21 protein-coding genes and 3 pseudogenes are annotated in these 24362 nt (G+C 62.0%); 11 read left to right on the forward strand and 13 right to left on the reverse strand.

Annotation, left to right across the window (positions count from 1 at the left end; translation table 11 throughout):
• Positions 1-180 precede the first annotated feature (180 nt).
• Positions 181-2028, forward strand: coding sequence for a MarR family transcriptional regulator (locus J7I92_RS01905; RefSeq protein ID WP_396020339.1), 1848 nt, complete (start codon positions 181-183; stop codon positions 2026-2028).
• A gap of 230 nt (positions 2029-2258) precedes the next feature.
• On the opposite strand, the gene J7I92_RS01910 is transcribed toward J7I92_RS01905, so the two are convergent.
• From J7I92_RS01910 to J7I92_RS01935, 5 genes are all read right to left on the reverse strand, one after another.
• Entirely contained in the window at positions 2259-2882 is a 624-nt protein-coding gene (locus tag J7I92_RS01910) for a hypothetical protein (protein ID WP_251039357.1), read from the reverse strand.
• A gap of 68 nt (positions 2883-2950) precedes the next feature.
• Positions 2951-3892, reverse strand: a complete 942-nt coding sequence (locus tag J7I92_RS01915) for a ParA family protein (RefSeq protein WP_214836594.1) — start codon at positions 3890-3892, stop codon at positions 2951-2953.
• 1669 nt (positions 3893-5561) lie between these two features.
• The gene (locus J7I92_RS01920; RefSeq protein WP_285290048.1) at positions 5562-6047 is read right to left on the reverse strand and encodes a hypothetical protein; all 486 of its coding nucleotides are present in this window, start codon (positions 6045-6047) and stop codon (positions 5562-5564) included.
• Positions 6048-6332: 285 nt separating this feature from the next.
• Positions 6333-6551 carry a hypothetical protein gene (locus J7I92_RS01930; protein ID WP_214836600.1) on the reverse strand — a complete coding sequence of 73 codons (219 nt, stop codon included), beginning with the start codon at positions 6549-6551 and terminating at the stop codon, positions 6333-6335.
• 3 nt (positions 6552-6554) lie between these two features.
• The gene (locus J7I92_RS01935) at positions 6555-6926 is read right to left on the reverse strand and encodes a hypothetical protein (protein ID WP_214836603.1); all 372 of its coding nucleotides are present in this window, start codon (positions 6924-6926) and stop codon (positions 6555-6557) included.
• Positions 6927-7113: 187 nt separating this feature from the next.
• Between J7I92_RS01935 and J7I92_RS01940 the strand changes: the two genes are divergently transcribed.
• Positions 7114-7746 carry an SHOCT domain-containing protein gene (locus J7I92_RS01940; protein ID WP_214836605.1) on the forward strand — a complete coding sequence of 211 codons (633 nt, stop codon included), beginning with the start codon at positions 7114-7116 and terminating at the stop codon, positions 7744-7746.
• Between the two features lie 73 nt (positions 7747-7819).
• Here the strand turns inward: J7I92_RS01940 and J7I92_RS24305 are convergent, their stop codons facing one another.
• Positions 7820-8143, reverse strand: coding sequence for a hypothetical protein (locus J7I92_RS24305; protein ID WP_214836607.1), 324 nt, complete (start codon positions 8141-8143; stop codon positions 7820-7822).
• Positions 8144-8244: 101 nt separating this feature from the next.
• On the opposite strand from J7I92_RS24305, the pseudogene J7I92_RS24310 reads away from it, so the two are divergent.
• Positions 8245-8685, forward strand: a pseudogene (locus J7I92_RS24310) (recombinase family protein); the annotation flags it as partial.
• Positions 8686-9198: 513 nt separating this feature from the next.
• On the opposite strand, the gene J7I92_RS24315 reads toward J7I92_RS24310, so the two are convergent.
• From J7I92_RS24315 to J7I92_RS01960, 4 genes and pseudogenes are all read right to left on the reverse strand, one after another.
• Entirely contained in the window at positions 9199-9381 is a 183-nt protein-coding gene (locus J7I92_RS24315; protein WP_311380040.1) for a transposase, read from the reverse strand.
• Between the two features lie 103 nt (positions 9382-9484).
• Positions 9485-9970, reverse strand: a pseudogene (locus tag J7I92_RS24320) (transposase); the annotation flags it as partial.
• A gap of 56 nt (positions 9971-10026) precedes the next feature.
• Positions 10027-10521: a transposase family protein gene (locus J7I92_RS24325; RefSeq protein WP_311380038.1), complete on the reverse strand. Its 495-nt coding sequence runs from the start codon at positions 10519-10521 to the stop codon at positions 10027-10029.
• Positions 10522-10746: 225 nt separating this feature from the next.
• The gene (locus tag J7I92_RS01960; RefSeq protein WP_214836609.1) at positions 10747-12141 is read right to left on the reverse strand and encodes a hypothetical protein; all 1395 of its coding nucleotides are present in this window, start codon (positions 12139-12141) and stop codon (positions 10747-10749) included.
• 478 nt (positions 12142-12619) lie between these two features.
• Here J7I92_RS01960 and J7I92_RS01965 point away from each other — a divergent pair, with 478 nt between their 5' ends.
• The gene (locus J7I92_RS01965) at positions 12620-13255 is read left to right on the forward strand and encodes a DNA-binding protein (RefSeq protein ID WP_311380039.1); all 636 of its coding nucleotides are present in this window, start codon (positions 12620-12622) and stop codon (positions 13253-13255) included.
• Positions 13256-13390: 135 nt separating this feature from the next.
• Here J7I92_RS01965 and J7I92_RS01970 read toward each other — a convergent pair whose 3' ends face one another.
• Together J7I92_RS01970 and J7I92_RS24485 are read right to left on the reverse strand one after the other, a co-directional pair.
• Entirely contained in the window at positions 13391-13567 is a 177-nt protein-coding gene (locus J7I92_RS01970) for a hypothetical protein (protein WP_214836614.1), read from the reverse strand.
• Positions 13564-13725: a hypothetical protein gene (locus J7I92_RS24485; RefSeq protein ID WP_396020340.1), complete on the reverse strand. Its 162-nt coding sequence runs from the start codon at positions 13723-13725 to the stop codon at positions 13564-13566. The genes J7I92_RS01970 and J7I92_RS24485 overlap by 4 nt, the downstream gene beginning before the upstream one ends.
• A 48-nt stretch (positions 13726-13773) precedes the next feature.
• Here J7I92_RS24485 and J7I92_RS01980 point away from each other — a divergent pair.
• The 7 genes and pseudogenes from J7I92_RS01980 to J7I92_RS02010 form a co-directional block, all read left to right on the forward strand.
• Positions 13774-14034 (forward strand): annotated as a pseudogene (locus J7I92_RS01980) (IS30 family transposase); the annotation flags it as partial.
• A gap of 260 nt (positions 14035-14294) precedes the next feature.
• Positions 14295-14600, forward strand: a complete 306-nt coding sequence (locus J7I92_RS01985; protein WP_214836618.1) for an IS3 family transposase — start codon at positions 14295-14297, stop codon at positions 14598-14600.
• Between the two features lie 436 nt (positions 14601-15036).
• Positions 15037-15933: an SGNH/GDSL hydrolase family protein gene (locus J7I92_RS01990; protein ID WP_214836620.1), complete on the forward strand. Its 897-nt coding sequence runs from the start codon at positions 15037-15039 to the stop codon at positions 15931-15933.
• A gap of 2614 nt (positions 15934-18547) precedes the next feature.
• Positions 18548-18862 (forward strand): hypothetical protein, encoded by a 315-nt coding sequence (locus J7I92_RS01995; protein WP_214836622.1) that lies wholly within the window; start codon positions 18548-18550, stop codon positions 18860-18862.
• Between the two features lie 594 nt (positions 18863-19456).
• Positions 19457-19855 carry a hypothetical protein gene (locus J7I92_RS02000; protein ID WP_396020341.1) on the forward strand — a complete coding sequence of 133 codons (399 nt, stop codon included), beginning with the start codon at positions 19457-19459 and terminating at the stop codon, positions 19853-19855.
• A gap of 51 nt (positions 19856-19906) precedes the next feature.
• Positions 19907-21082, forward strand: a complete 1176-nt coding sequence (locus J7I92_RS02005; protein ID WP_251039366.1) for a tyrosine-type recombinase/integrase — start codon at positions 19907-19909, stop codon at positions 21080-21082.
• A gap of 337 nt (positions 21083-21419) precedes the next feature.
• Positions 21420-23477 (forward strand): site-specific integrase, encoded by a 2058-nt coding sequence (locus J7I92_RS02010; protein WP_214836626.1) that lies wholly within the window; start codon positions 21420-21422, stop codon positions 23475-23477.
• A 73-nt stretch (positions 23478-23550) separates the two neighbouring features.
• Here J7I92_RS02010 and J7I92_RS02015 read toward each other — a convergent pair whose 3' ends face one another.
• Positions 23551-23973, reverse strand: a complete 423-nt coding sequence (locus tag J7I92_RS02015; RefSeq protein ID WP_214836630.1) for a hypothetical protein — start codon at positions 23971-23973, stop codon at positions 23551-23553.
• Positions 23974-24362 lie beyond the last annotated feature (389 nt).

Consider the following 24362-nt stretch of genomic DNA (forward strand, 5'->3'; position numbering starts at 1 on the left):
GCACTAGGCGGGCCTTCGAAGCTGAAGATCCACGATCCGGGAAGCTTGCCGGCAAACAGATCGTAGATCGGATGGAAGACCTTCACAGGACTTCATTTGTGTTGCAAAACCGATCCTGCAAGATCGGCCCTTAGTCATTCCCTCGACAGGAACAGCATCATCGTACAACAGCACGCCCGCGTGCTGCCAGCCACATACAGCGCTGGCGTGTCGCACGGGCCATCCTCTACGCATAGCCCCGCTCAGGCGTGGGCTGCTTTGGCGCCTCTTCTCGCAGGTCAGCCCCGAGTTCGCCTCTCTCGGGACGCCGGCAAGACGTACCCGCAGAAGCACGAACGGGCCCTGACTGAGGCGCTCCCCACATTTCCTGCCGCGGTCCGGATCTTCGGCAAGGATGGCACGTGCGCTGCGATATTCCTTGACTTTGACTCGTCCATCGCAGGTGCTGACTGGGTCGAAGCCGACGTCCGCGCCCTCCAAGCCTGGCTGCACGACTGCGGGGCCCGATGGATTGAGGACTACTCACCCAACGGCGGCCGCCACGTCTACATCCCGTTGGAGCGTCGAGTCACTTTCTCTGAAGCGCGTGATTTTGTCGAGGCTCTGGGCACCCGGTACCGGACCCTGGACAAGACCCCGCACCAGAACCTCCTCCACGGCTGTATGCGCACACCCGGGTCCCCGCACAAGCGCGGCGGCTACCAGGAACTCGCCATGTCGCTCTCCAAAGCCTACGACATCGTCCGCCGACCCAACTCCACGTCCGTGTGGACGGCCATGAACGTAGACCTGGCTGGGGAGATCGGCGCCGTCCGGGCCCTGCGGCTCGAGCAGGCGTTCACCCCGTCGTCGCTCGAAGCACCTACACTCCCCCACCCGGCCGGCCGGATGTCCCGGGTCATGCAGCTGATGGCACAGACCGGACTCTACGACTCGAACCGGTACGCCTCCGACTCGGAGGCCCGCCAGGCAATCATCACCGGGGCCGCCGCCGCCGGGATGGAACTGACCGATGTGGAACGCCGGATGATGCAGGGAACCTGGCCTGGCCTGGCGTCCTTCTATGCCCGGTATACCTCCCGGCACAGGATCCCTGCCCTGCGCCGAGACTGGCTGAATGCGGTCAGCTACCTGAGCAAAAAACCAAGATCCAGGGACGAAAAGAACAATGCCCGTATATCCCCCACAAGCCCGCCAAATACACAGCCCCCCGGGATACAAGGGACCCCCACCTCGAATCCCGGGGCCGAGCACCGATACATCAGAACCTGGCGCAATGCCCTCCGGCTCAAAGAGCACACTTACACGGATTCACGGACCGGGCTGGTACGAAGAATGGTGCTGCGGTCACTGGCGGAGGCTGCACATATGACGGCGTCCCGGTTCGTTGAATTCGGCGACAGGTCGATTGCAGTTGCCACCGGGCTCGACCACACTACTGTCGGGTCCCATCTGAGGGCGTTGCGCAGTGAGAACGCCGGACTGGTGACGCTTGTCGAACATGGGCGCGGCACCAAGGGAGATCTCTACATGCTGACCATTCCCGATGACGTGAAGGCCGCGGCCGAAGACCTGGCCTGGCGGAAAGGGAAAATCCACGCCCTTCGACCTGTATTCCGGGAACTGGGGCTGCCGGCGGCTTTCGTGTACGAGGCGCTTGAGCACTCCCCCGGCCTGTCGACGGCGGAAATAGTGAAGCTGACCAAGCTGTCCCGGACCGCAGTCAGTGAAGCGCTCGAGGTGATGGCCGCCTGGAACATGATCGTCCGGGACACCACACGGGCCTGGTCGGTGGTGGCCACGACCTCGTTGAAAGATCTAGCCGAGCACTTCGGAGTGCTCGAAGCCGTCGCGGCTCAGCTACAGCGCTACCGCATTGAACGGATCCTCTGGAAGGAATGGCTCTCCAAGAACGCCAACACGATTGCCGAGCTCCTCTCCCCCGGGGAAGACTATCCGTGGGAGGTATTTGAGGGCCCACCGGATGAGTGGGCCCTCGCTGACATGGCGTTCACTAGGGCTGGGTGAAGCGCGGCTGTACTGGTCATAGGCGAAACCCGTCGCTGGTCGACAGCAAACCCGCTAGATTCGGCGGGAGAGGTGTTTGAACGGCTGACTAGGCACGGATCCGGCGGTTCATGCCATAACTGACGCCATATGATCAATGGGATGTCGAGCCATAATGCAGGTTCCAGTATCTAGCGCTGCATTGGCGGGGCTGAACACCCTACTCCCCCACGTTGCTGCTGCCGAGATGCCTACCCTTTTGTGAGGTGAAGTTTGTAGGTCGTCGCGACGAGGGCGCTGCGTGAGGGTGCGCTGAACTCGACAACTTTCTGATCGAGCCAGGCGATCTGCTCGTCGTCGAGGCGTACCTGGATCTGGATTCCGGCCGAGCCGCGGCGGCGGGGTACCCGTCGGGGCATGCCAGAAGATGACGGGACGCTCTCAGACCGAAATTCACGGATTATGACGTCTTCATCCAATGTGTCGAACGCATCCAGTAGAAGATCGGCATAAGTAATGCGCTGACGGTGAACCGCCTCTTTAACATCGACCAATAGTTCCGGTGCCAAGTACACACCCACATTGCGTGGTGCACCTGGAACCATCTCGGAAGCCTTCTTGCGTGAGTTTGCAGGCGTTTTGTACTTTTGCTGGGTCGGGCTCGAAGATGCGGCATTTGCTGCACTCTTCTGTGGTTTGGATGGCTCTTCCGTGCCCTGCTCTGCCCCAAGCACGTCGGATGATGCAGAGGCGTCAACGTGTTTACGTTCACTGGATGGTTCCGTGGCAATGGCAAGCAACGCCCGTTCGATGGGACGCGTTGTTTCGGCATCAGCCGGTACCTCTTGGATTTTCTTGCGCTTCGGGGCAAGCATGCCCTCCAGTTTTGCGCCGCGGGGTGCCACTGGCGCGAACGCGCCCGCAAGACTCGGTCGGTTGCCGCTCACGCAAGGCCCTCGCTTTCGATTTCGTTCAAGCGGGAAAGTATCTCGCCCGTAAGCTGCTCGAATTCTTCCGCCAGTCCACCTGCATTCCGGGAGAAGAATCCGTCCGCCGGCTTCTCCCCCGCCCTGAGCGCTTTCAGACGGCTCTTTTGTGCATCGGTGACAGCTCCCTCCAGTTCATGGAACAGGAGGCCCTTCTTTCGAGCATCAGCGCTGGCGCTTTCGAGATTGCGGATGCGAGTCTCAAAGACTGGGGCTACCGTGCCTAGCATCTCGGCCAGCGTCTCGCGCACGCTGCGTTCTAGACGCAGCGAACGCGGGCCGACACCGAACAGCACGACGCCGGCGAGTTGAAGGGAAGGATTCCTGTCTCTCACAGCTAGGAATCGACGGGCGATACGTTCAACCCCATCAATGCTCGCGTCGTCAGATTTCGTTGGAATGACGACAGCGCTGGAGATCGCAAAAGCGCCTTCGACTAGGATCCGCTCCCCCGGCGGCGTGTCGATCAGAATAAGGTCATATTCGTCGGCAAGCGGTGCCAACACGGAGTACAGCATGTCGCCGAAATCGCCCGCGTCGGAACGGCCTGACCGCGACACCATGAGACCCTGAATGTCTTCAAGGTCCTGGCCGCCAGGGATTACATCTAGATTTTCCCTCACATCCCTAAGGATCAGAGGGGCGGTACCGGCGATGAGTGCCTGGAACAATTCGCGTCCAGTTTGTTTGTCGTAGCCGAGATCTCTGGCGAGGTCCCCTTGTGGGTCAAGGTCAACCATTAGGACCCGCGAGCCGGCCAGTGCCACGTACCCGCCGACGTTTGCAGCTGTGGTTGTCTTTCCCACGCCGCCTTTGCCGTTTGCGAGGGAAACGACGCGGTCGATTGCTCGGGTTTGATGCGTTTTTTGAGTGGCTGGTGCTTGCAACAATCGTGCCATTGTGGCTGTCTCCTACTGTGTTTGGCGCTCTACCTTCCACGCTATGTGGAGTCAGGTGGTAGATCAGGCAATGACACGCATTAGCTGGTCCACTTTTTGTCCAATGGTTGCCCCCGTAGGTCAACCTGCTGGTCTTCTAACATGGAGGCTGGCAGGAGCAAGGACAGGAAGTGCCGCTGCTTTACCTGCCTGTCTCTCTGCTTGACTTGATAGTGGAACCTACATTGCGTCTATGGCGTGCCTTGTAGCTTTACTTATGGCGAGCCATACAGTTGCATATTCAATTGATACATTCATAGTTAAACAAATAAGACATCGGGCTATTAGTGTGGTTTTGACTACCATCACATTTCCAGTAATGCAACACACTTTTCTTACAGTGCTTAATCCAATGGGAGTTATGGCGTTGGTTATGGCATGAGTGATGGCATTACGCCCTGTAGTGGTTCCGGGCCAAGATCCGCTGTGAGCCGTTTCCCTCGCATCCAGGTATCGGGGCCCATCCCTGCCCTGATAAACGTGTTTCAACGGGCGGGGGGACAGACACCTGCGGCTTGCATCGGCGAGGGCGGCGAAGATTCCGAAGACGAGTTTGCCGCGGCGGTGGTGGTGATGTCGATGGCGGCGCCCCGGCCAGTGAGGACTTTGAGTGCGATGCCGCGTTCGGTCAGGTCGTGGACGATGTTGACGAGATGACGCAGGTCCCGGCCCGAGCCGGTCCAGTTTCCAGACGACCAGGATGTCGCGGTGGCGCTGAGTCTTGACGCGGGCGGCCAGCTGTGGCGGTCATCCTTCTTCCCGGACGTCCTGTCTTCGTAGAGGAGTCCGCGTCGATGCCGGCGGCCAGGAGCGCATCGCGCTGCAGGTCGGTCCTCTTGTAATTTATACGTTCGCTTATATGACACCAGCCTCGGGAATCGAGGAAGCCAGCAATGGTGTCACTTTACCCGTCATCTAATTTATGTGTCGCAGGCGATGCTGCGATCACTTTGTGTGACAGAACGTCAGTAGGGACCCTTGGCCAGCGAAGGAGCAAGTCAGTCCCGGACCTTGAGGTCACCGTTCGGACCGTTGCATAAGTCAGTTCCGTACGTGGTCAGCGAGACGCCGGTTTTGGAACAACTTGTGGGACAGGCAGATTACGCCCAGCAAGGGCCGGTAGGTCGGGGGAGTGGCAGCCCCGGGACAGTTTCAGTTCGAAGGAAATGGGACACTGCTAACAGTCTGGATCCGTTCACGAGCATTATCGGCGATGAGGCTCCGCCTTTGACTCGTCGTTTCACTGCGCACCTCCAAGCAGGCAGTTAGTCTTAGCTACACAAGATGCTGGGGGAGCAAAAGATGAAACAAATAACTGTTGGCAGCGGCAAGGGCACCGTGGAACTCGACGCCGGGGGAGTTCTTCACCTTGTGTGGAACCCAGGGACTATTCTGGAGGCCGCTGATGTACATGCGGCGATGGCAACGGTCAATGAGGTTGCCGATGGTGCCGAGTATCCGATGTTGATCGACATAACGAACACCCAAGAGGTGACCCGCGGGGCCAAGTCCGTCTTCAGCGTCCGGTGCGCTGCTTCACGGATTGCCCTGCTTGGCTCAAACCCGGTCAGTCGTGTCATTGCTAACTTCGCTATGGCGCGGCGGACCCTCCCGTGTCCAACTCGGTTTTTCACGTCCCGCAATGAGGCCATGTACTGGCTTCTCCAGGAGCCCCTTCCCTGACTCGGACCGTTGCTTCCAAAGGGCCAGGGGAGTTTCCGTATGTTGAGCAAAGTCGGGAGTTACGCAGCCGAAAGTGCCGGTAGGTTCCTTTGACCGTTGTCGGCCATGGATGCCGTGGCGCTGCCGGGCGCAGCCAGCGGGCCAAGGCCCTGCTGGCGGCAGTGGTCAGTGGGGCGGATCTGCCCACGATGCGCAGCTTCCCTCCGATTGGAAGGCCGGCCACGATCTCCCTGGGCATGTGTATCGGGCCGATGACGGCCGCGCAGACGACCTCCACGGTTTCCCGGTGCTTCAATTTCCACCAGTTCCGGACCCCTCCGGCGTATGGTTGGTCGTTTCGTTTAATGAGCAATCCTTCGATCCCGGTGTGGGGCATCTCTTCAAACCACCGCGCCGCCTCGTCGGGATCCGTGGGACGGGAACCCCGCCGCAACCGGTACCGGAGACCCGCACCGACAACAACGACTCACCCGCCTTTATCACGCGGGGACGGACAATAACGCCCACAACACACCTTTATTCGAATATATGTTCGATTCATTCAGTGTAAACCCTAGACCCTGGCCCGGACATTCAAGGCACCTGCGTTCCCGCCCGGCCCCGGCGGGGGCGGGTTGTGCACAATGGGGACAGCTTTGAGCTGTGCGGAGGGCTCCACCTGGCCCCCAGTGGGCACAACCAGGGACACGGCACCCCAACCGGCGGCCGAGGGGCCCGGTCAGCGCTTTAAGAACAGCGGGGGATAGTCCCCGTCCTGGGCGTGGCGTACGTGGTCCCAGCCCAGGGACTGCCAGAACGCGTCCTCACTTTCGGGCGGACGGGCGAACACCGTCCTGCCGGGATGCTGCCGGCGCAGCCGTTCTATGGCCTGTGTGCCGAATCCCCGGCGGCGGCGCCCGTCGGCGATTTCCATGAAGTCAATCTCCAGTACGTCCATTTGTCAGCCTGCTTTGCGGTAGCTCTCCCATTTATCCAACTGATCCGGGCATTCGCCTCGGACCGAGGTCGCAACGATTATCTGGGCCTGTTGCTGATTAATCTCTTCGATCCGGTCGAGCTCCCTTACGAGCTGCGACACGCTTTTTAACTCGCTGAGCTCGCCAATCAGACTGCGGCAAGTCGTAATCGTATAGGCCTGGACGGTGGTTCTATCCGCGCTGATACCGTTCGCGAGGAAGTTGTTCGAGGCCCATGTCTCCAGCTCAGCGTCGGAGAGCCCGGTCTTGGGCGGCTCCACATCGGCAATCTTCGATGATGAGCTACAACCCGACAGCAGGACTCCGGTGATAAGTGCGATGATGACGCCTTTCAATGCTTCCCCCGTCTTGTTTGGCAGCGATTTGATCAGAGTATCCGCAGGCCCTGCTAACCGTACTTGGCGACATGAATAGCTGACTGATTTGGGGCGTCGACCTGGCTGTATCCTGTTGGAGGTCCAGCGGTCCGGCCAGCCAGCACTGTGCTGGACATGCGCTCCCGCTCGAAAATGGGGAGATAAAATGCAGCCGGGTTGGTATGCGCACATTCAGAATCCGGGAGCTGTCGCATACTTTGACGGCACTGCATGGGGAACAGCGAAAGATGGCTTTGCGCTGGGTTACGAGATCCAACAAACCATCACACCGCTTCAGCCGGGACACCCCGGACCCCCCGCGCCGTTTGAAACGCTGACGGTCACCGGCCCGCGTAAACGGAAACCCGGCTCCGCATGGTTCTGGGGAATCGGCGGCGGCGCGGCTCTGATCTGCTTGGGGCTCCTGAACGGATTCATGCCGGCTGGTTCGAACTGCGGCGCTCCATTCAAGAAGAGCAGTGTGGCCGAGTATATGGACGCCCTCTCGCTCGACAACGGACTGGGCTACACGGGCTATGCGGCCGAGTGCCGTGCCAGCATCGCTGACGCAACGGCGCTGACCTGGGTGCTTGTCGTCATCGGCGTCATCGTATTGCTTGCGAGCTTCCTGATCCAGGCTGTCATCCGATCTGGCCAATCTAATCGTCCGCCCGCAGCGCCCGCCGAAGCACCGACGGTTGCATCCCAGATAGAGGATCTGGCCCGGCTCAGGGACAAGGGATTGGTAACGCCAGAAGAGTTCGAATGGAAGCGACAGGACCTTCTGCGCCGCTCCTGAGCATTCCTCGGCTGGGTGCCGGGAGCTATCGCTCTCAGCCCGTCTGTCCCTCAACAACCAGGGGTTGGCAGAATCACGTGTCGAGGAAATCCCATTCACTGCCGAGAACCCACCGCAATGCGGAAAGCTTGCCATTGAGCACGCCGAGCTCGAAATCCGTGTAGGGGCCGAGCTCGCCGAGTCCCTTATACACTTCCTCGACACGCTTGCGGCCTGATCCTGCGATTGTGAGCAGGCGTTCCAGTTCTGCCAAGTTTCCTTGCTCTCGTAAACGGTACTCGTGCTGCAGCGAGCGGTGGTAGTCACGGCCGAAAACCAGAGCACGATTCTGCGGCTGTTGGCCGAACGCCGCGAAGACCTCGGCCACGAACGAGCCCGGTTGCTCAACCGCCTGCACCGGCTCCTGCGCGAACTGGTACCCGACGGTGTCGAGCCCGGCCTCAGTGCAGACAAGGCAGCCGCGGCGCTGCGTTCAATCCGGCCGGTAACAGCCACCGACCCGAACTGGACAAGCTGCTCGATTACCTGCGGGACGGGGATGAGGTAGTGGTCTGGAAGCTGGACCGGCTGGGACGCAACACCCGCAACCTGCTGGCTCTCATCGATGACCTGAAACACCGGGGCGTGCACTTCCGTAGCGTCACCGAGGGCATCAGCACGACGGGACCGATGGGCCGGGCCATGCTCACCGTCATGTCCGCGTTCGCCCAGCTCGAGCGCGATCAGCTGGCCGAGCGGACCCGGGCCGGCATGGCCGCGGCCGCCGGACACGGGCGGAAGGCCGGACGGCGGGAAGTGACCGCCGGCCATGCGAAGGTCAGGCGCGCCCGCGACCTGAAGGCCCAGGGGCTCACGCCTGCCGACATCGGGACGATCATCGGGGCCAGCCGCGCCACCGTGTACCGCTACTTGAGCATGGGAACCAACGAACTGCTTTGAGGAGGACCGAACGGGAGGCCACGGACGGCTGGAATGGGCGCGGGGCCCGCGATTTACCTACTCTGCGGCACGCTCTTGCCGGACACACGCGGTGGCGGTGGCCGCGGCCATGGAAAAGCACTGAGCACTGAGCTGGACCCGCCACATCGTCTAGTTCTAGTGATCACACCGTGCCCTAACCGGATCCGGCACCTGGCCGACAAAGATTGAGAAGCCTTCAGACTCTTAAAATGGCCCTTCGCAGATGAGCGTGGTTAGGGCGGTCTGAAAGCGCCGCCGCGGTGTTGGACGTTTTCGGTGCGGCGTGTCGAGAGTATCAACCAGACGCTCTGCACTCAGCACCCGGGCAAACTCCACTGGTTGAAGGAAGAATTGCCTGAGCTGCGCAGAAGCTTCTGTCTGAGTCTTCATGAAGGTGGCTCCGATGTATGCACTCAAGCCACCGCCTACGACGCCGACTGCACCTGCAGATATAGCTCAGACAGGGGTAGAAGCATTAGCGGCCCATCGCATTTAGGCATGGTTGGGGTGGTTGCTCCGGTAGGGGCGGTGGCCTCCGGCGGCGAGTAGGCATCTGAGTCTGTAATTGGTGAAGTTGCGGAAGCCGCGGGCGATTCTGCGGGTGGTTTCGATGACGCCGTTGATCGCTTCGGTGGGCCCGTTGGAGGCGCCGAAGGTATCGAAGTAGGCCAGGATTGCTGCCTTCCATTGTTTGAGAGTCCGGCCGAGGCGGGAGGACTTCCGGGATCGGGCAGGACGGGAACGAGGCGATCACTTCGTTGACGAGTTCCCTGCCCCGCGCAGGCTTGGCGTGGTAGATGTGGCGGAGCTTCTGGTAGCACTGCCAGGCCAGGGTGACTTCGTGGTCTGGGTCCCCGAGGGTGAGCTTCACGTCGAGCCGGGCAGCTTGTTTGTCGGTGAGATGTTCGGCGCCGACCTGCAAGGTCCGGCGGATGCCGTAGAGGGGATCACCTTTGCGGCCGCGGTGCCCGAGGGTGTCCTGCTGGACGCGGCGGCGGACTTCGTCGACCATGGCCGATCCCAGTTTCACGACATGGAACGCGTCCAACACTGTGATGGCTTCGGGCAGTTCGTCACGTATCGCGTTCGCGTAGCCCCGGAACGGATCCAGCGCTGCCGTTTTGATCCCGGCGGTAAAGTCCGGCCCGCGGCCTTTGAGCCAGTCCGCGTAGGCCTTCCCGGACCGTCCCGGGACGAGATCCAGCAACCGGGCATGGACAACACCCTTCGCATCGCGGGTGTGGTCCACGATCCCGGTGACCATGCCGGAGCCCGGCGGGCCGGTATGGGACCACACATGCTCATCGACGCCGAGCGCATTCACCCCAGACAGCCTGCCAGTGGTGCGAGCCTTCCGGTGGCCTCTGCCTTGATGGCGTCCCAGACCGTATGCCAGGAGACGCCGAGTTGATGGGCCAGGGCCGAGACCGAGGTGTCGAAACGCTCCAGCCCGTCGGTAGCCCACGCAATGGCCCGGGAGGTGAGTTTCGCCCGTGGGACGGCCAGCGGGTGCTCCTCGGTGAATGTCGTTCGCGGGCAGTCGGTATCCGGACACCGCCAGACGCGCTTGGACCACAGCAACCGCACGGGCCTGCCGAAACACGGGATGTCATGGAGCCGGACCCGCCGGCGGCCATGCCCGACGGCGACGACGCCGCAGTCCGGACAACCGCTAATTGTTTCGCCTGTCTCGACGTGCAGAACCAGACCGGTCCCGGTCGCCGTGACAGAGCAGACGTGGATGCCTTCGACACCAAGAAGCGTGTCTGCCCGCTCGCACCAGCGACCGCCCGGGCAGGAAGTAGCATTGGGCATATCATGGTCTCTTTTTTTGGAAGCTTGGTCGCTACCAATTCAAAGAGGCCCTGACCTCTCCCTTCCCGCACCACGCCGCAGAGGCTGCATCAACCTGCCCTAACCATGCTCATCTGCGAAGGGCCCGTTATCTGAGGAAACCCCGATACGGACTACGGTTCCTTCTTGAGGCCTGTCATTGACGCAATTCACGACGGCAGGACTTGGCCTTCGTCATTGTCAACCTCAGTTCTCCGCCTGCTTCGGTTCGGGCGACGCCTTCATGGGTTTGGCCTTTGACGGTGGCGGACGCTTGTGGGACCGTTGCACGGCGTCGGGAGCTTCGGAAGCAGAAGGCTGCGTTGACCCAGCCTTCTTGACGGGCCGCGCCTTGGCAGGCCTGGCTTGACCCAAGCCATGCGGTATCCCAGCTGGCGACTTCTGGGAATTTTTCAGTTGCTTAGTCCCTCCGGTTCTTCCGGTCCTGCTTGCGGAAGGTGTGGCTGGTTTTGATCGGCTGTCCAGCGCGTGACCCTTTACGCGCTGCCCAGACAGTTGGTCACCCGTTGTGCTTGTCGGCCAGAAGCGAAGAAATATGGCAGACGCCAGGATGGCGCTTCCAATCGTGAAGTAAATTAGAGCGGCCGTGCTAAGTCTGTCCCATATTGTTGCGGAATGACCGTCTACCGCGGATATCTGCGCGGAAAGCGTTGCGACAGAGGAGAGGTCAGGGTATTGAGACTCCTCGGAAGAGGGCGAAGATTCTCTAAAACGCAGATTTTCAGGGAAGCTTCTAGCTGTTATCTCGGTGGGTAGGGTATCCATTACCATCGTCTGCAGTGAATCTTGTGAATCAATATGAAAATTGGCGAATGACATCGTATCCGGTCCAACACCGGATCTACCCGTTGGCAGCCCACCAATCATTGGGGTTTTAAGGGTTCGCTGCGGGCCGGGAATTCCCAAGAAAGAACTTTCGACAAATTTTGGTAAGTCGGAATTTCCAATGCCGGTAACGACAAACCCGGATTTGGTATCATCCCCTCCGCGATCAAGAAGAGTGCGACCAGGCTTTAGTGTTCGAGGACCGTCACATAGTGGTGGCTCCGAGATTGTGAAGTCAAATGCCTGTATGTCATTCCAATGCATGACTGGCGTACCGCCGGAGAGACTGGTTGAGTCAGCTTCTCGCATGAGGGGCATGCCGCCTTGGTATGTGACTGCGAAGGGCACGGAGAGGCGGGCATTGCCCTCGAGAAACAGCGAGGCATGAATCGACTTCACCTTGTTTGATCCAATTGCGCAGATGAGGACCGCATACCCCGCACCGATGTGGCCTGCATTCTTCGCCAACTGGTCGCCCTCCGCTAACAGTCGGGTGGTGCTGTCCCTTCCGTCGACGACCCGCGCATTCGGATCACTGCTCAACGCATAGGCCGGGTCATAGACCAACCGTATCTTTACATCTCTTGCTGTCCTCAAATCCTCGAACGGCAAGGCTACTGTCGCCCATCCAGAATCAGTGTGATCGAGACTCGGCGACGACGCCCTGACGCCCTCAACTACGACAAGGAAAGGGATTGAAAGCGCAGAGATGATTAGCACCAGCCAGCGGAGTCTCTTCGCGTTGTCGCTTGTCATTAGGAACCGTATCCGGGAGGACATGCTGAACTGTAACCGATAGGTCAGACCTTGATTATACCGTCGCACTGCAATCCTCCCCGCAGACGTGGACAGTTGCCACGACTGTCCTGAAGCCGCACGTATGGAGACGAAGGCGGGGGAGAAGCGCACCGTGATCGAACTCGAGATCGACGAGATCGGCCTGTCCCTCCATTAGACGGCCGCCACGGCCACCCGGTCCCAAGGCCGTGGCCAGGCAGCACCGACGGGTGCCGGGGAGGACGCCGGACACCGGGCGGACGAGTTGGCCATCAGCCCCCGCGGCTACGCCGATGACGACCCGTGGTTCGGCAAGGACGCCAACCCGGACGGCCGCCTCGGCGCGGCGACCGAACCAGCTATCTGACAACCGGCGACAAAACCAAGTAGTAGGAGTAGTATCGTTACTACTCCTACTACTTTTTGTTTTCGACGAGGATGATCCATGACGCAGAGTGTGAAAGATCGGGTGTACGCCGCCGCCGAGCGGATCAGCGCCGAGCGCCGCCCTACCGTCTCGACGGTGCGCTCGGCCGCGGGTGTGAGCAATGCCGACGCGACGCGCTATCTGAAGGAGTGGTCGGAGGAGCGGCAGGCGGCCGGCAGCCAGTTGGCCGCAACGCCGGCGACCTTGCTGGAGGCGTCGGCGCGCCTGGCCGGCACGGCCTGGGCTGAGGCGTCTGCTTTGGCGGACGAGCGGCATGCGGGCGTGGAAGCGACGTGGGTGCAGGAACGCAAGGACCGGGATGCCGAGATCGCCGAGCTCGTCGCGGACCTGGACCGGGTCACCGAGGAGAAGGACGCGGCCGTGTCCGGGCTGAGCACGCAGGTCCAGGAGCTGCAGGCGCAGCTCGGTGCCCTCGCCGCCGAGCTGGAGGAATCGCGGGCCACGGAGCGGGCCGCCACGGCCGAAGCAGCGGAGGCCGGAACGAAGCTCGCCGCCTCCGCCGCCAGGGACACCGCCATGCAGGCCGCCTACGCCGCCCTGCTGGCACGCATCACCCCGGCCCAGACGCGCGCCACTGACCAGGGCGCTGATCAAGCCACTGGCCACGCCGGTGATCAAGGCACTGATCAGATTGAGGATCAATGAGTGTGAAGAAGGTCGCGGCGTTCACGCCGTACTTCAGCGAGGATGAGGCCGGGCAGGTCCGTGCCGCGTTCCGGGGTCGCGGTAGTACTCGCCGAAAATCGGGCGGATATGGCTGGCTGGGTGGTGACCGGCAGTTCAGTCGTGTCGGGTGCTCGGCCGGAGCGTGGCGAAGTCGGCGTGGGTCTGGTCAACGGCTTCGGGGTGGGCCTGACGCTTTTCGTGCTCGCTGAGCGCCCGGTGGAGGCTGGCCAGGCTGGGGTTGCGGCCTTTGCGTTTGCCGGTGGGGATGATCAGGTCAGGGCCGGATGTCATTGAGGGACTCGCCATTCTTGCGACGGCGCAGCATGGTGTGCAGCATGTCGTCGGTGATGACCGGTGGGTGGGCGTCCGCCGTGTTTTCCTTTGCGGGCGGCGGCGTTGAGGCCTTCGAGGGTGGCTTCGCGGATGTTCTCGCGTTCGGTTTCGGCCATCGCGGCGAAGAACGCGAACAGCACCCGCCCGGTTCCTGTCGGATCGTAGAAATGGCCAAACACAAGGCCTTCAGCATCGCCACCGACATGGACGTCTACTTCTGCGACCCGGGCAGCCCCTGGCAGCGCGGATCCAACGAGAACACCAACGGGCTGTTACGCCAGTACTTCCCCAAAGGCACCGACCTGAACGCCTACGGGCCCGAGGACCTGGAACACGTCGCCCAGGAACTCAACGCCCGACCACGCAAAACACTCGACTGGAAAACCCCGGCCGAGTCACTTCGTGATTTACTGATAGCCAGCTGACCTCGGGTGTTGCATCGACCCCTTGAATTCGCCCCCGAAGACCCCCAGCCAGCGACTACGATCACACGCTTAGCGCCAACCGCTGTACCGATGGTCCCCAAGGCCGTGCATCTGGCGCCGGTATGAAGCGAGCACCGTCGAGGCGTCTGTTCCCTTGGCATCCAGAGCGATCTGGCAGTGCGTCTCGCCGTCATTGGTATCCCACTGCGCTCCCGTGGCGTACGGCGAGGGAGGGGCGAAGCTCGCGAGGACTTCGGAGTATGCGGGGGCGAACGCCCCCGGCGGCGGCGGGGCGAAAACGGTGGAGCGGGCCACGCCGGACGAGGACGCCGACTCGGGGTCTGCTGGGACTGTCAGTCGCCGAGTCGGCGTTCTCGTCCCTGAAAAACGAGTTCTACCAGCACCACAGCTTCGCCACCCGCCAGGACGCCCGCCGGGCCACCATGCGCTACATCGAGGTGTTCTACAACCGCTGGCGGCCCCACACCAACAACGACGGCCTGCCGCCGGCGACCGCGATGGCCAAATTCACCACCAACCAGCAGCCGCTACACGCGGCCGCCTAACAAAAAGAAACTACCCGACTCTCTCACATCCTTGACACGCTGTGTAGTTCAAAGGCGGCGGCACAGGCAGGAACCGCGTGTAACCACTCTATGTTCATTGCGATGGGCGGCGGACCAACCGGGTATCGCTCACTCGTGTCCGGGATGGTTTCGGCCCGGTACGATCGCAGGACCGGGCGTTGAACTAAAGCGCTCATAAAAGGATCGGGCTGCTCAGATTCCTGGGGGATAACCAATTCGCCGGGTTTTGGTCAGCGTTCTGGAGTTGTAAGCAGGGGTGGCGGTGAACGTTGGTTAAGTGGGTTCCCTCGAGCCGCGGCGGGCATTGTTGTGTCCCTCGCCCGGCAGGCCGGACCGGCAAACTTACAGACATCAGCGGAGGCGCAGGGGCTCGGGGGCCGAGACACCTCAATCCGAGAAGAAACTGGAGCAGAAGATGCGCTTTCCTACAGCCCTCCGTCGTCCTGGAGCGGTGTTCGTCGTCGCCGCGGCCCTCGTCGTCTCCGGGGCCGCCGTCCCCGCGTCCGCGGCACGACTGGCACCCGTCAGCTACGTCAATCTCGGCGACTCCTACTCGGCCGGATGGGGTGCCCTCGCGCCAACGGCAACCGTCAACCCCGTCATGGCCAGTCCGGGGTGCTTCATCGGCGGACGGCCCGACGACGTGACCATGTTCTCCTCGCTCAAATCGGTCTCCCTCGCCGGCGACTACGCGTGCGCGGGCGCCACCGTCGGGACGACGACCTCGGGGGTGCCGACCATCGCCCAGCAGGCGGCCAAGGCCGGAGCCGACAAGGCCCTCGGCAGCGCAACCGGGCTCGTCACCCTCACCGCGGGCGGCAACGACGTCAACTTCGGCGCCATCATCCTCGCCTGCGCCAGCGACACGACACCGCAGGCACTCCAGTGCCAGGCTGCCGCGGCCCAAGGGATCACCATCGCACAGCAGATCGACCTGGCCGGGACCGTCGGGACGATCCGCGGCTTCGCGGCGAACGCGAAGATCGCCTGGATCGGCTACCCGCACCTGTTCGCGACGGCCGACGAGTCCACGACCGTCCTGGCAGGCGGCGGCGTCATGTCCGCAGCCGCCGCGACCGTGTTCGACGAGGGCACGGATGCGCTCAACGCGATCCTCGCGACGAAGGCGCAGAGCGCGGGGGCACAGTTCGTGGACGTCACCTCGAAGTTCGAGGGCCACGAGATCGGCTCCTCGGACTCCTGGTTCAACCTTGGGCCCTACACGGACTTCAACTTCCACCCGAACTCCACGGGCTACGCCGAGGGCTACTACCCCGCGATGACCAGCGGGATCAAGCCATCGCAGTTGTGACTGCTCGGCCTGCCGCCGAAAGCCGCGCCCTCGCGGCCACGGCCGCGGCGTTCGTGATCGCCCTGCTCCTCCTCATGGCCGGCTTGGGGCAGCGCCGCCATGAACGGCGCCGCCCCGGAAGCACAACCAACATAGTCGGATTAATCCTCAGCACTGTCGGGGTGCTCAGGAGTGGTGGGTAACCCTGATGTCATCAGGGTGCGTTTCACGGTCCCGATCGGCCCACCCAGGACCGCCCTGAAGCTTGAGTCGGTGCTGGCGCGCATGCTGATTAGGGTCAGGGATACCAGCCGAGCGCCGTGGCTTAGCGTTCTCTGCGGAGGGAGGGAGGGAGGGAGGGAGGGAGGGAGGCGGCGGAACTCTCGGGACAGGTGGGGGCAATGGCGGCGGGGCCCGAGTTCTGGCGCACACGATCGAGAACATCCCCTACGTACACAAAGCATTCCCGACAGGCCGCCAAGGGGAGCGTGGAGAGAAGCTACGGCGCCGCCGGCTACTGATGCATCTGCCCGGCCCAAATGGGCCGGGAACGCAAACCATGTGCCCGGTTTTTGTCCGGATGGATGACACGCTGCTACCGATTCTGGACGGCCCGGGGGATTCGTTACTAAGATCTTGTCCACAGTCCGGCATGGGCGCGCAAGGCGCCCGGGAAGGAGGAGCAGATCACCACTGACCCAGACCAATCTACGACTGACTTATCCGTTGAAAGCCCCTCGTCCGAGGGGCTTTCCTGTGTCTTGAGAACACGTCTTCGGGCGGCCACGCTCACAGCAGGCCATAAGGTGCGGGGGAGACTCCGTCACTAGCGACGCTCTTTGAGAAAGCACCCTACCCCTGGAGTGTGGACGCTGCTCCAGAGGGAAACCAATAAGAGACCGGCACATAAGAGCGGGCCAAGGACGGTGTATCCGGTCGGGGAGACTCTGTGCAGCGGCTCATCAGATCCGCAACCTTGGCGTCGGGAGGGATGAGTTGCGGGACTCGTGGTTGTCTAGTTCAGTGCCCCGGGGCGCGCTCTCACTAAGCGAAGGCGTAGTATCCCGGAATCATGCTGGCGGTCGGTGCTGAAGTCATCGGGTTGGTTTCGATGGTCGCGGGGCCGTCCTCCACGAGTTCGCAGGCTTCGGACTGCGTCACCTTTGGCGCGTTCGGCGAGGTCGAAGTGGCAGGGCATGGGCATAGTTGCACCGAGGTGGGTCACGTATCCCACGGGTTTACCGGAAGTTGGTTTCCGCTAGGAATACTGGTGCCACCGGTGCCCACGAGTTCCCTTAGATTCTGCACCAGGGCTAACTGGTCAGCACGTGGAGTATGCCGCGGATAAAGTCATTGGCGTCAGTTGGGCCCGTCAGGCCGGTGCCGGCCCGTGGCGGTCATGTCGCGGACCAGGTAGCTGAGGTTTTCCATAGTGCCGATGACGGATTTCCGCTCCAGCTTCCACACTGCCTCACAAACATTCCCTCACACGCGTGGGGCTGCACGTTCAAGCCCTGAGCTACGTTCCATCTATTCAAAGAGCGCGAGTATCACCACGGTCAGGGTGTTCTCGCGGTGTATGATCCGGTCATGGCTTTGAAAGAAGCTTTTAGGAAGTGGAAAACGCTGCGGGCGGCCCGTAACGCCGCCGTGCGGTCAGCTTGTGAGGTCTGCGGCGGGCCGCTGGGAGATGACCTTTGGACCAAGTATTACCGGACCTGTTCCGCTGAATGCGAGGAAACCGCCGGCTCCCGTTGGACTATGTAGGCGCAGCATCGCCCGTGTGGCTGACTTGCCCCTGATCACGTTGCGCGGTGATTACCGCCAGGCTCAGAACTAACGGCTGCCCCTGGGCTTACTGATCATTCATGAAGGCTGCTGTTCGCGAAACTTCAGTGCATCCAGCCACGGCAGGGCCCTCTCTTAGGTGCCGTTCCCTGGCGGGGCCCACCGCCAGTGGTGGCAGGGCGAACCGTACCAGGACACAACGGCAAGCGTGGGGCGGGCGCAGGTTTCTCCAATTCGATAAGGCTCTCGGTTACCCGGCTGCGGCCCGTGATGGATTTAGCCGCACTGCCTTCCCCGTGCCGCCAACTGCAAAGAGGCACTGATACGGTTTCGGGTTGGTGGACTCCTGTCGTATCAACGGGAGCCCAACGAAGCGGCATGGGGCACGCCGGCGGGATTGAAGGCCGATGAGCAGGCCGTAAAGAGTCCGAAGGGGCAGCCCCCACGATCCGTCGCCCACGGCTGAGCCGCGGTATCAGGGGCCTTCTCCAAGGTGCGGGCTGGCGGTTGCCGCTACTCTAGGAATAAGGGGACGTTCGTCTTATAGTCAAAGTATCTCCCTTGGATGCGGGTGATCTGACAGGCTCCTCCTGCCGTCGCAGGAGGAGCCTGTCAGGCATTTGCGCGTCGTGACTGACGGCCGGTGACCTTCGCCCGTCGGGTGGGCTCCGGACAGGAAGGCGTGCTCCTGCAGGCGGTGCCGCGGTTCTGGAGCGCCGCTTTCGGCAGGAACGCCTCAGCGCGGGCCTTTCCCTGCTGAGATGCTTGCGCCTGCCGATCCGGCACCGTACCTTCGGGGCCGCGAACAACGGTGTTCTCAGCCACACCCGCAGCGATTTCAGCGTCCTTGACGGAGCTGGCCTTCGCCAACATGCGCACCACCTGCACCGCCCTGATCGTCCCGGCCCGTGCGCATCGAAACCATCGATGCCTCCCTCGCCACCCTCCGGGCCTCGTCGAAGGAAACATCGAAGCCATCACCCGTGGAGACTGGCACGCCTACCTGAACGACGAAGGCAAGATCATCAACCTGCCCCCGAGCATCCGCGCCGGGCACTTCCTGCGCGAAACCGGCCTCTACCTCGCAAACATCTTCTGCGGAATGTCGTCTTACTCGGCGAGGGAAAACACGGCACGGAAGCGGACACCCCGGTGCACCTGATCCGGCTGGCAGAACAGCTGTTCGACACCGAGCTCCAGCCCAGTTCCCTGCAATGCTTTCCCGGCACTCAATGGCTCACATGAGTGCCGGGAAGGGGACCGTATTTCCTGCCCCAGCGCTCCGTGAGCTCCTCGAACGCAGCCCGGGCCGCCGTAATCAGACGAAGCTGAGACAGGCCACTAGCTAGGTCAGCTGAGTGACCTCACCCTCCTGCTGTCGGCCCTACCCATGGGCTGAAGTCGCCCCCTCTTCCCTTGCTGCGTTCGTCGTCATCCTTGCCACATCGACGGCAGCGCTTGTACACGCTTCCGTCATCGGCATGCTCGACGTGCCATTCGTGCCGTATGTTCAGCTTGCACAACAGGGCCTGGATCATGGCAGCCTCCGATTCAAATCGCAGCGCTCTGGTACCTCTAATGATGGCCTTCGAGCCGTCCCTAGGGAACTGGCAAGCGGTGTGATCACGAGCGACACTTTTCTGCATTGCCGCGCAAGTGCGTAAGAGGACCTTGACGGCAAAAGTCTGTCCACATAATCGAGGCGGACGAGGACGCCACCGAGGAACTCGAATCAGTCATCCGGGACGAACCCGACATGCTCGCCCACGTCACCCAGCAGCTCCGGGACCGCCGCGACCGCGCCGCCGCCCTCGCCGCGCTGACCGCCGAACTGGAAGCGGCAGGAACCACCATCGTCGCATCCGCCGGGTACAACGAGGACAGCGAAAATATCCGGGTAACATCCCTGAACCGGGCCGACGGGGAACCCGCCACGGAGGAAGACGCCAACGCCGTCTACATCGAAACCCGCTACAACGGCGAACACTCCACCGTTCCCGTGATCGCGGGATGGAAGGACCTCGGATTCAGTCCCAAATACTCCGGCTACGGCACCTCCTCAGCCCCTAAAGGACCCCATGACCGAGGAACAGAAAGCCGAACGGAAAACCCTGATCGAGAACAACAAGCTGATGCAATCAGTCCTGTTGACTGAACTTCAGAGGCTGATCCGCCAGTCTCCAGAGAGGTGGTCATCGTGGACGAAATGCGCCTGAAGCTGCTCGAGGGACAGATCGGATTGCCGGGCATCGGCGCGGTCCGCCGAAATGCGACAGGTCTGCTGCCATACGCAGTTGTCGATGAGGCAGAGCGGGAGATCGAAGTGTTCTCGCTATTTCTTGGCGATCTCGTGTTGACGGACATGAGCCCGTTGACGGTGCGATCGTATGGGAACGACCTGTTGCGCTGGTGGCGGGTGCTGCAGCTGATCGGCGTCCCCTGGGACAAAGCGGACCGTCTGGAGGTTGAAGTTCTGGTTGGCTGGATGCGCTCGGCGGTGAATCCTCAGCGGCGACAGAACGGGACCCGGCTGATGAACCCGCGGACCGGGAAGCGGCCGCTGGCTGAGGGATATGCGCCAGCGACGATCAATCACGCATTGGCTGTTCTGGCTTCGTTCTATGCGTTCCACGCCCGGTTCGGTCGCGGACCCGTGATGAACCCCGTGCCGGAGAGCCCTGGCCGCCGCGCACGTCTGGCACACCGCAGCCCAATGGAGGAGACACCAGCGTTGCGCCGTGCGCCGTTGCGGCAGAAGGCGGCCCTACTGGCGCCGCGATCCATTCCGGATCAACTCGTCGATGAGCTAATCGGTGCACTACGGTCCAGCCGTGACCGGGCTCTGGTATGCCTTTACTTGTCATCAGGGGCCCGGGCGAGCGAACTACTCGGAGTCCACAGTGACCAGGTGGACTGGGCCGGGCAGCGCGTATGGGTTATCTCAAAAGGGTCCCGGGCACTGGAACCGGTCCCCGCCTCACCGGAGTCCTTACAGTATTTGGCAGCATATTTTCATGAGCACGGCACTCCCGGACCTGGCGAACTGATTTGGCGGGCCCTGCACGGAACGCCGCGGCCGCTGAACTATCACGCGGCCCGCCGAATCCTGCAGCGTGCGAATGCCGTACTTGGGACGGACTGGTCGCTGCACGATCTGCGGCACACGACGATCGACCGGATGGTGTCGGATCCCAAACTGACGCTGCCCGAGGTGATGGCCGTGACCCGCCACCGGCGCGTGTCATCCCTGGCACCCTACCTGCGGCCGCGGATAGATGAAGTCTTTGAAAAAGTGCAGGAGCACTTTGCTGCACCCCGACCGGAACCCACGCTGACCCCCGGTTACGACGCCGATGACTTCTCGGTGGTGTTCGGTGGTTAGGGCGCTCCGTCACCCCCAGCAGCGACAGCTCGAGCCGGCACCTACTGGCAGGAAGAAGTCCCGCAGTGTCATCACCGCCGCTCCGGAAACTCCGCCGGCGGTCCCGCCCCGTCCGCAGGGGGACCTCGACACAGCGACATTGGAGACGATCAACGGGCTGGCCGATGCGATATGGCCGCGGTCCCAACCCAGGTGCTCTCTACGCCGCGCCGGACTACGGTGGGTGCTCGGACATCTCGAAGGACACCCGGGCAAGACATGGCAGGAACGATGGATCTCCTCGGGCCTGAACGACGGGAAACGCCGGATCCGCGAGCTGAGAACAGGGAATCAAAAGTTGGACGGGGAACTGGGCCATTCGCTCCTGCTCCTGTGCTGCCTCCGCGTGATCAGGCCGTCCCTGGCAGCGTTCCGGGTCAACAGCTTCGTGCGCTACCACGAACATTTCGAAGCCGCCCAGAAAGACCCCGACCTGCAGCGGTTTCTGAAGTTGGTCGACAAGCACGACACCTCTGCGCATTTCAAACGCTGTGCCCGCTTCGATGTCGCCTCGGCGTTAACGACCCAGGGCATCGCCTTCGCCGATCTGACTCCCGAAGCGCTGCTTCATTACGCCATCGCCACCCGCGAAGGGGGCTGGGGTGCCGGCTACGAATCCTACGTCGGTCACCTCGCCTGGCGGATCATGGCAGAATCCGGACACTTCCCCAAGCACGTTCCCGCCACGTTGCGAGGAGCGATGCGGGCGCCGGCCATGACTCCCACGGAGCTTGTTGATCGGCACAACATTGCCGACCCGGACATCTACGCACTCTTCGTCGCCTACCTGACCCGCCGCAGCCATGACATTGACTACTCGACGTTGCGGGATCTCGCAGGAGACCTCTGCGGGAAGTTCTGGACCGGGCTCCTACAGGTCAACCCCGCCCAGAAGGATCTCGCGCTCACACCGGAACACTATGAAAGATGGCGGGCTGTCCTGGAGATCCGGCGCGACGGTCAACCGCGTCTAAGCGCGCACGCGGTCATGACGAACATCCGGGCCTTCTACCTCGACATCCAAGGCTGGGCGGCCCAGGAACCGGAACGCTGGGCCCGGTGGGTGGCACCGTGCCCCATCGGCGGCAGGGAAACCAAGTCGAGGGCGAAAGCGAACCGGAGAGCCAAAGAACGCATGGACGCCCGGATACGCCGGCTTCAACCAGCCCTTCCGGCCTTCGTCGCAGCGGTCACCGCCCGCCGGGACCACTTCCATGAACTCCTGACGGCAGCAACGGATGCCTCACCAAACCAGGAACTGACCGTCGGAACGAAGTATTACCGACGGCTGTTCACCGCCGGCGACGCCCGGCATGCCCAAATCCACGGCCGGGCCAACATCCGGGTACTCGATGAGTCGACCGGCCAGAAGGTCAATGTCACTTTCACCGAAGATGCTACGTTCTGGCAATGGGCAGCAGTGGAGACCTTGCGGCACACCGGACTGCGCTGCGAAGAACTCCTGGAACTGTCCCAATTGAGCATCCGGCAGTACGTCCGGCCCAACGCTGAAGTTGTGGCACTGCTGGTTGTTGCCCCCTCCAAGAGTGACCGCGAACGCGTCATCCCGATGACAGCGGATTTGTTCCATGTGATAGCGACGATCATCCGCCGCCTCACCCGGAACCGCCGGGACGTGCCGTTAGCGACTCGCTTTGACCCGTATGAGCGGATCACCAGCGAGCCCCAGCCCTTCCTGTTTCAACGCACCATCGGACAGCGCACCGAGGTCATTAACCCCGGGTCACTTCGAGATGAACTGGCCAAGCTCAGCGGTGCCGTAGCTGTCGAGCACCCGGAACTGGATGGCTGTCGGTTCACACCCCACGACTTCCGTCGCCTGTTCGCTACTGACCTCGTGAACCACGGTCTGCCGATCCACATCGGAGCTGCCCTCCTCGGGCACCTGGATGTCCAGACCACCCACGGCTATGTCACTGTCTTCCAGGAAGACGTCATCCGCCACTACCAGGCCCACTTGGCCGGGCGACGGGCCGCCCGGCCAGGTGGGGAATACCGGTCGCCGAGCCCCATGGAATGGGCCGAATTCGAAGAGCACTTCGACAAACGCAAGGTCGAATTGGGCGACTGCGCCCGCCCCTACGCAACCCCCTGTGAACACGAACATGCCTGCATCCGATGCCCCATGCTCCAAGTTGGCCCTGCCATGATTGATCGCCTCGATGAGATCCACAACGACCTCATCGCCCGCAGCGTACTAGCTAAAGAGAAGGGATGGCTCGGCGAACTCGAAGGCATCGAACTCACTCTACGTTTCCTCGGAGAAAAGCGGGCTGACGCCCAACGGTCCAGCAAACGAGTAATCAGCCTGGGAATGCCAAGCACCGGTGTCTGAGCGACCTGCCCAAGAGCCATGAAGGCATCAACCGAGAAGACAAGGTGTTTCGGAAAACCGCTCTCATCATCGGCTAAGCGCTGCCATACAAACGGGGCGTGGATGAGGTCCGATTCATCTGGACAGATACTCCCTGCTCTTCACGGGTTAGCAAGGAAATGCAGCGGAGCACATCCGATGCAAAGGATTGGTTATGGTGCTTGGCGTAAATGGTTTTTGCCCGCCGCATCATTGTGACGTTGAGCCGGTAAGCGGCTTCGATGATCACCGACTGGTCCAAGGCCTTCGCGAAAACATCAGTGCTCACGCACTCGATGGCCACGACCTGGCCGGCGCTCTTGTACTCGGAACTGTGGTGGTACGACGCCCCGTCGAGCCAATCACCAGTGAGCGCTTCCAATTGCTCGCCGATATTTTCTGGCCAGACGTTGACCGTCCATTCGAGCTCGGCGCCGCCGCCCTCCAGATTCCACTCAGTAACAATCAGCATCTGCACCGAACGGCGTTGAACGTGAGTAAACGGCGTCGGTCCGCGGCGCGGCTCGTAGACGGTAAAGCGCTAAGGGACCAAAGGATGCCCGCCGTATGTGTCGGATCCGGAACCGTCTCGTGAATATAGCGGGCCAACTGGGTGCATATATGCGCGTAATCGGATCGCCCCGCCAACTCCCAAAACCGGCCCTTCGCAGATGAGCGTGGTTAGGGCGGTCTGAAAGCGCCGCCGCGGTGTTGGACGTTTTCGGTGCGGCGTGGTGCGGCGGGAAAGAGGTCAGGGCCTCTTTGAATTGGTTGCGACCAAGCAAACCAATACCCAAAAGAGACCCTGACATGAATAACTCTATGTCTTGTTCCCGTGACCGGTGGTGCACGCGCGCGGATGCTCGG

Source organism: Arthrobacter sp. ISL-72, assembly GCF_018613755.1.
Classification (GTDB): Bacteria; Actinomycetota; Actinomycetes; order Actinomycetales; family Micrococcaceae; genus Arthrobacter.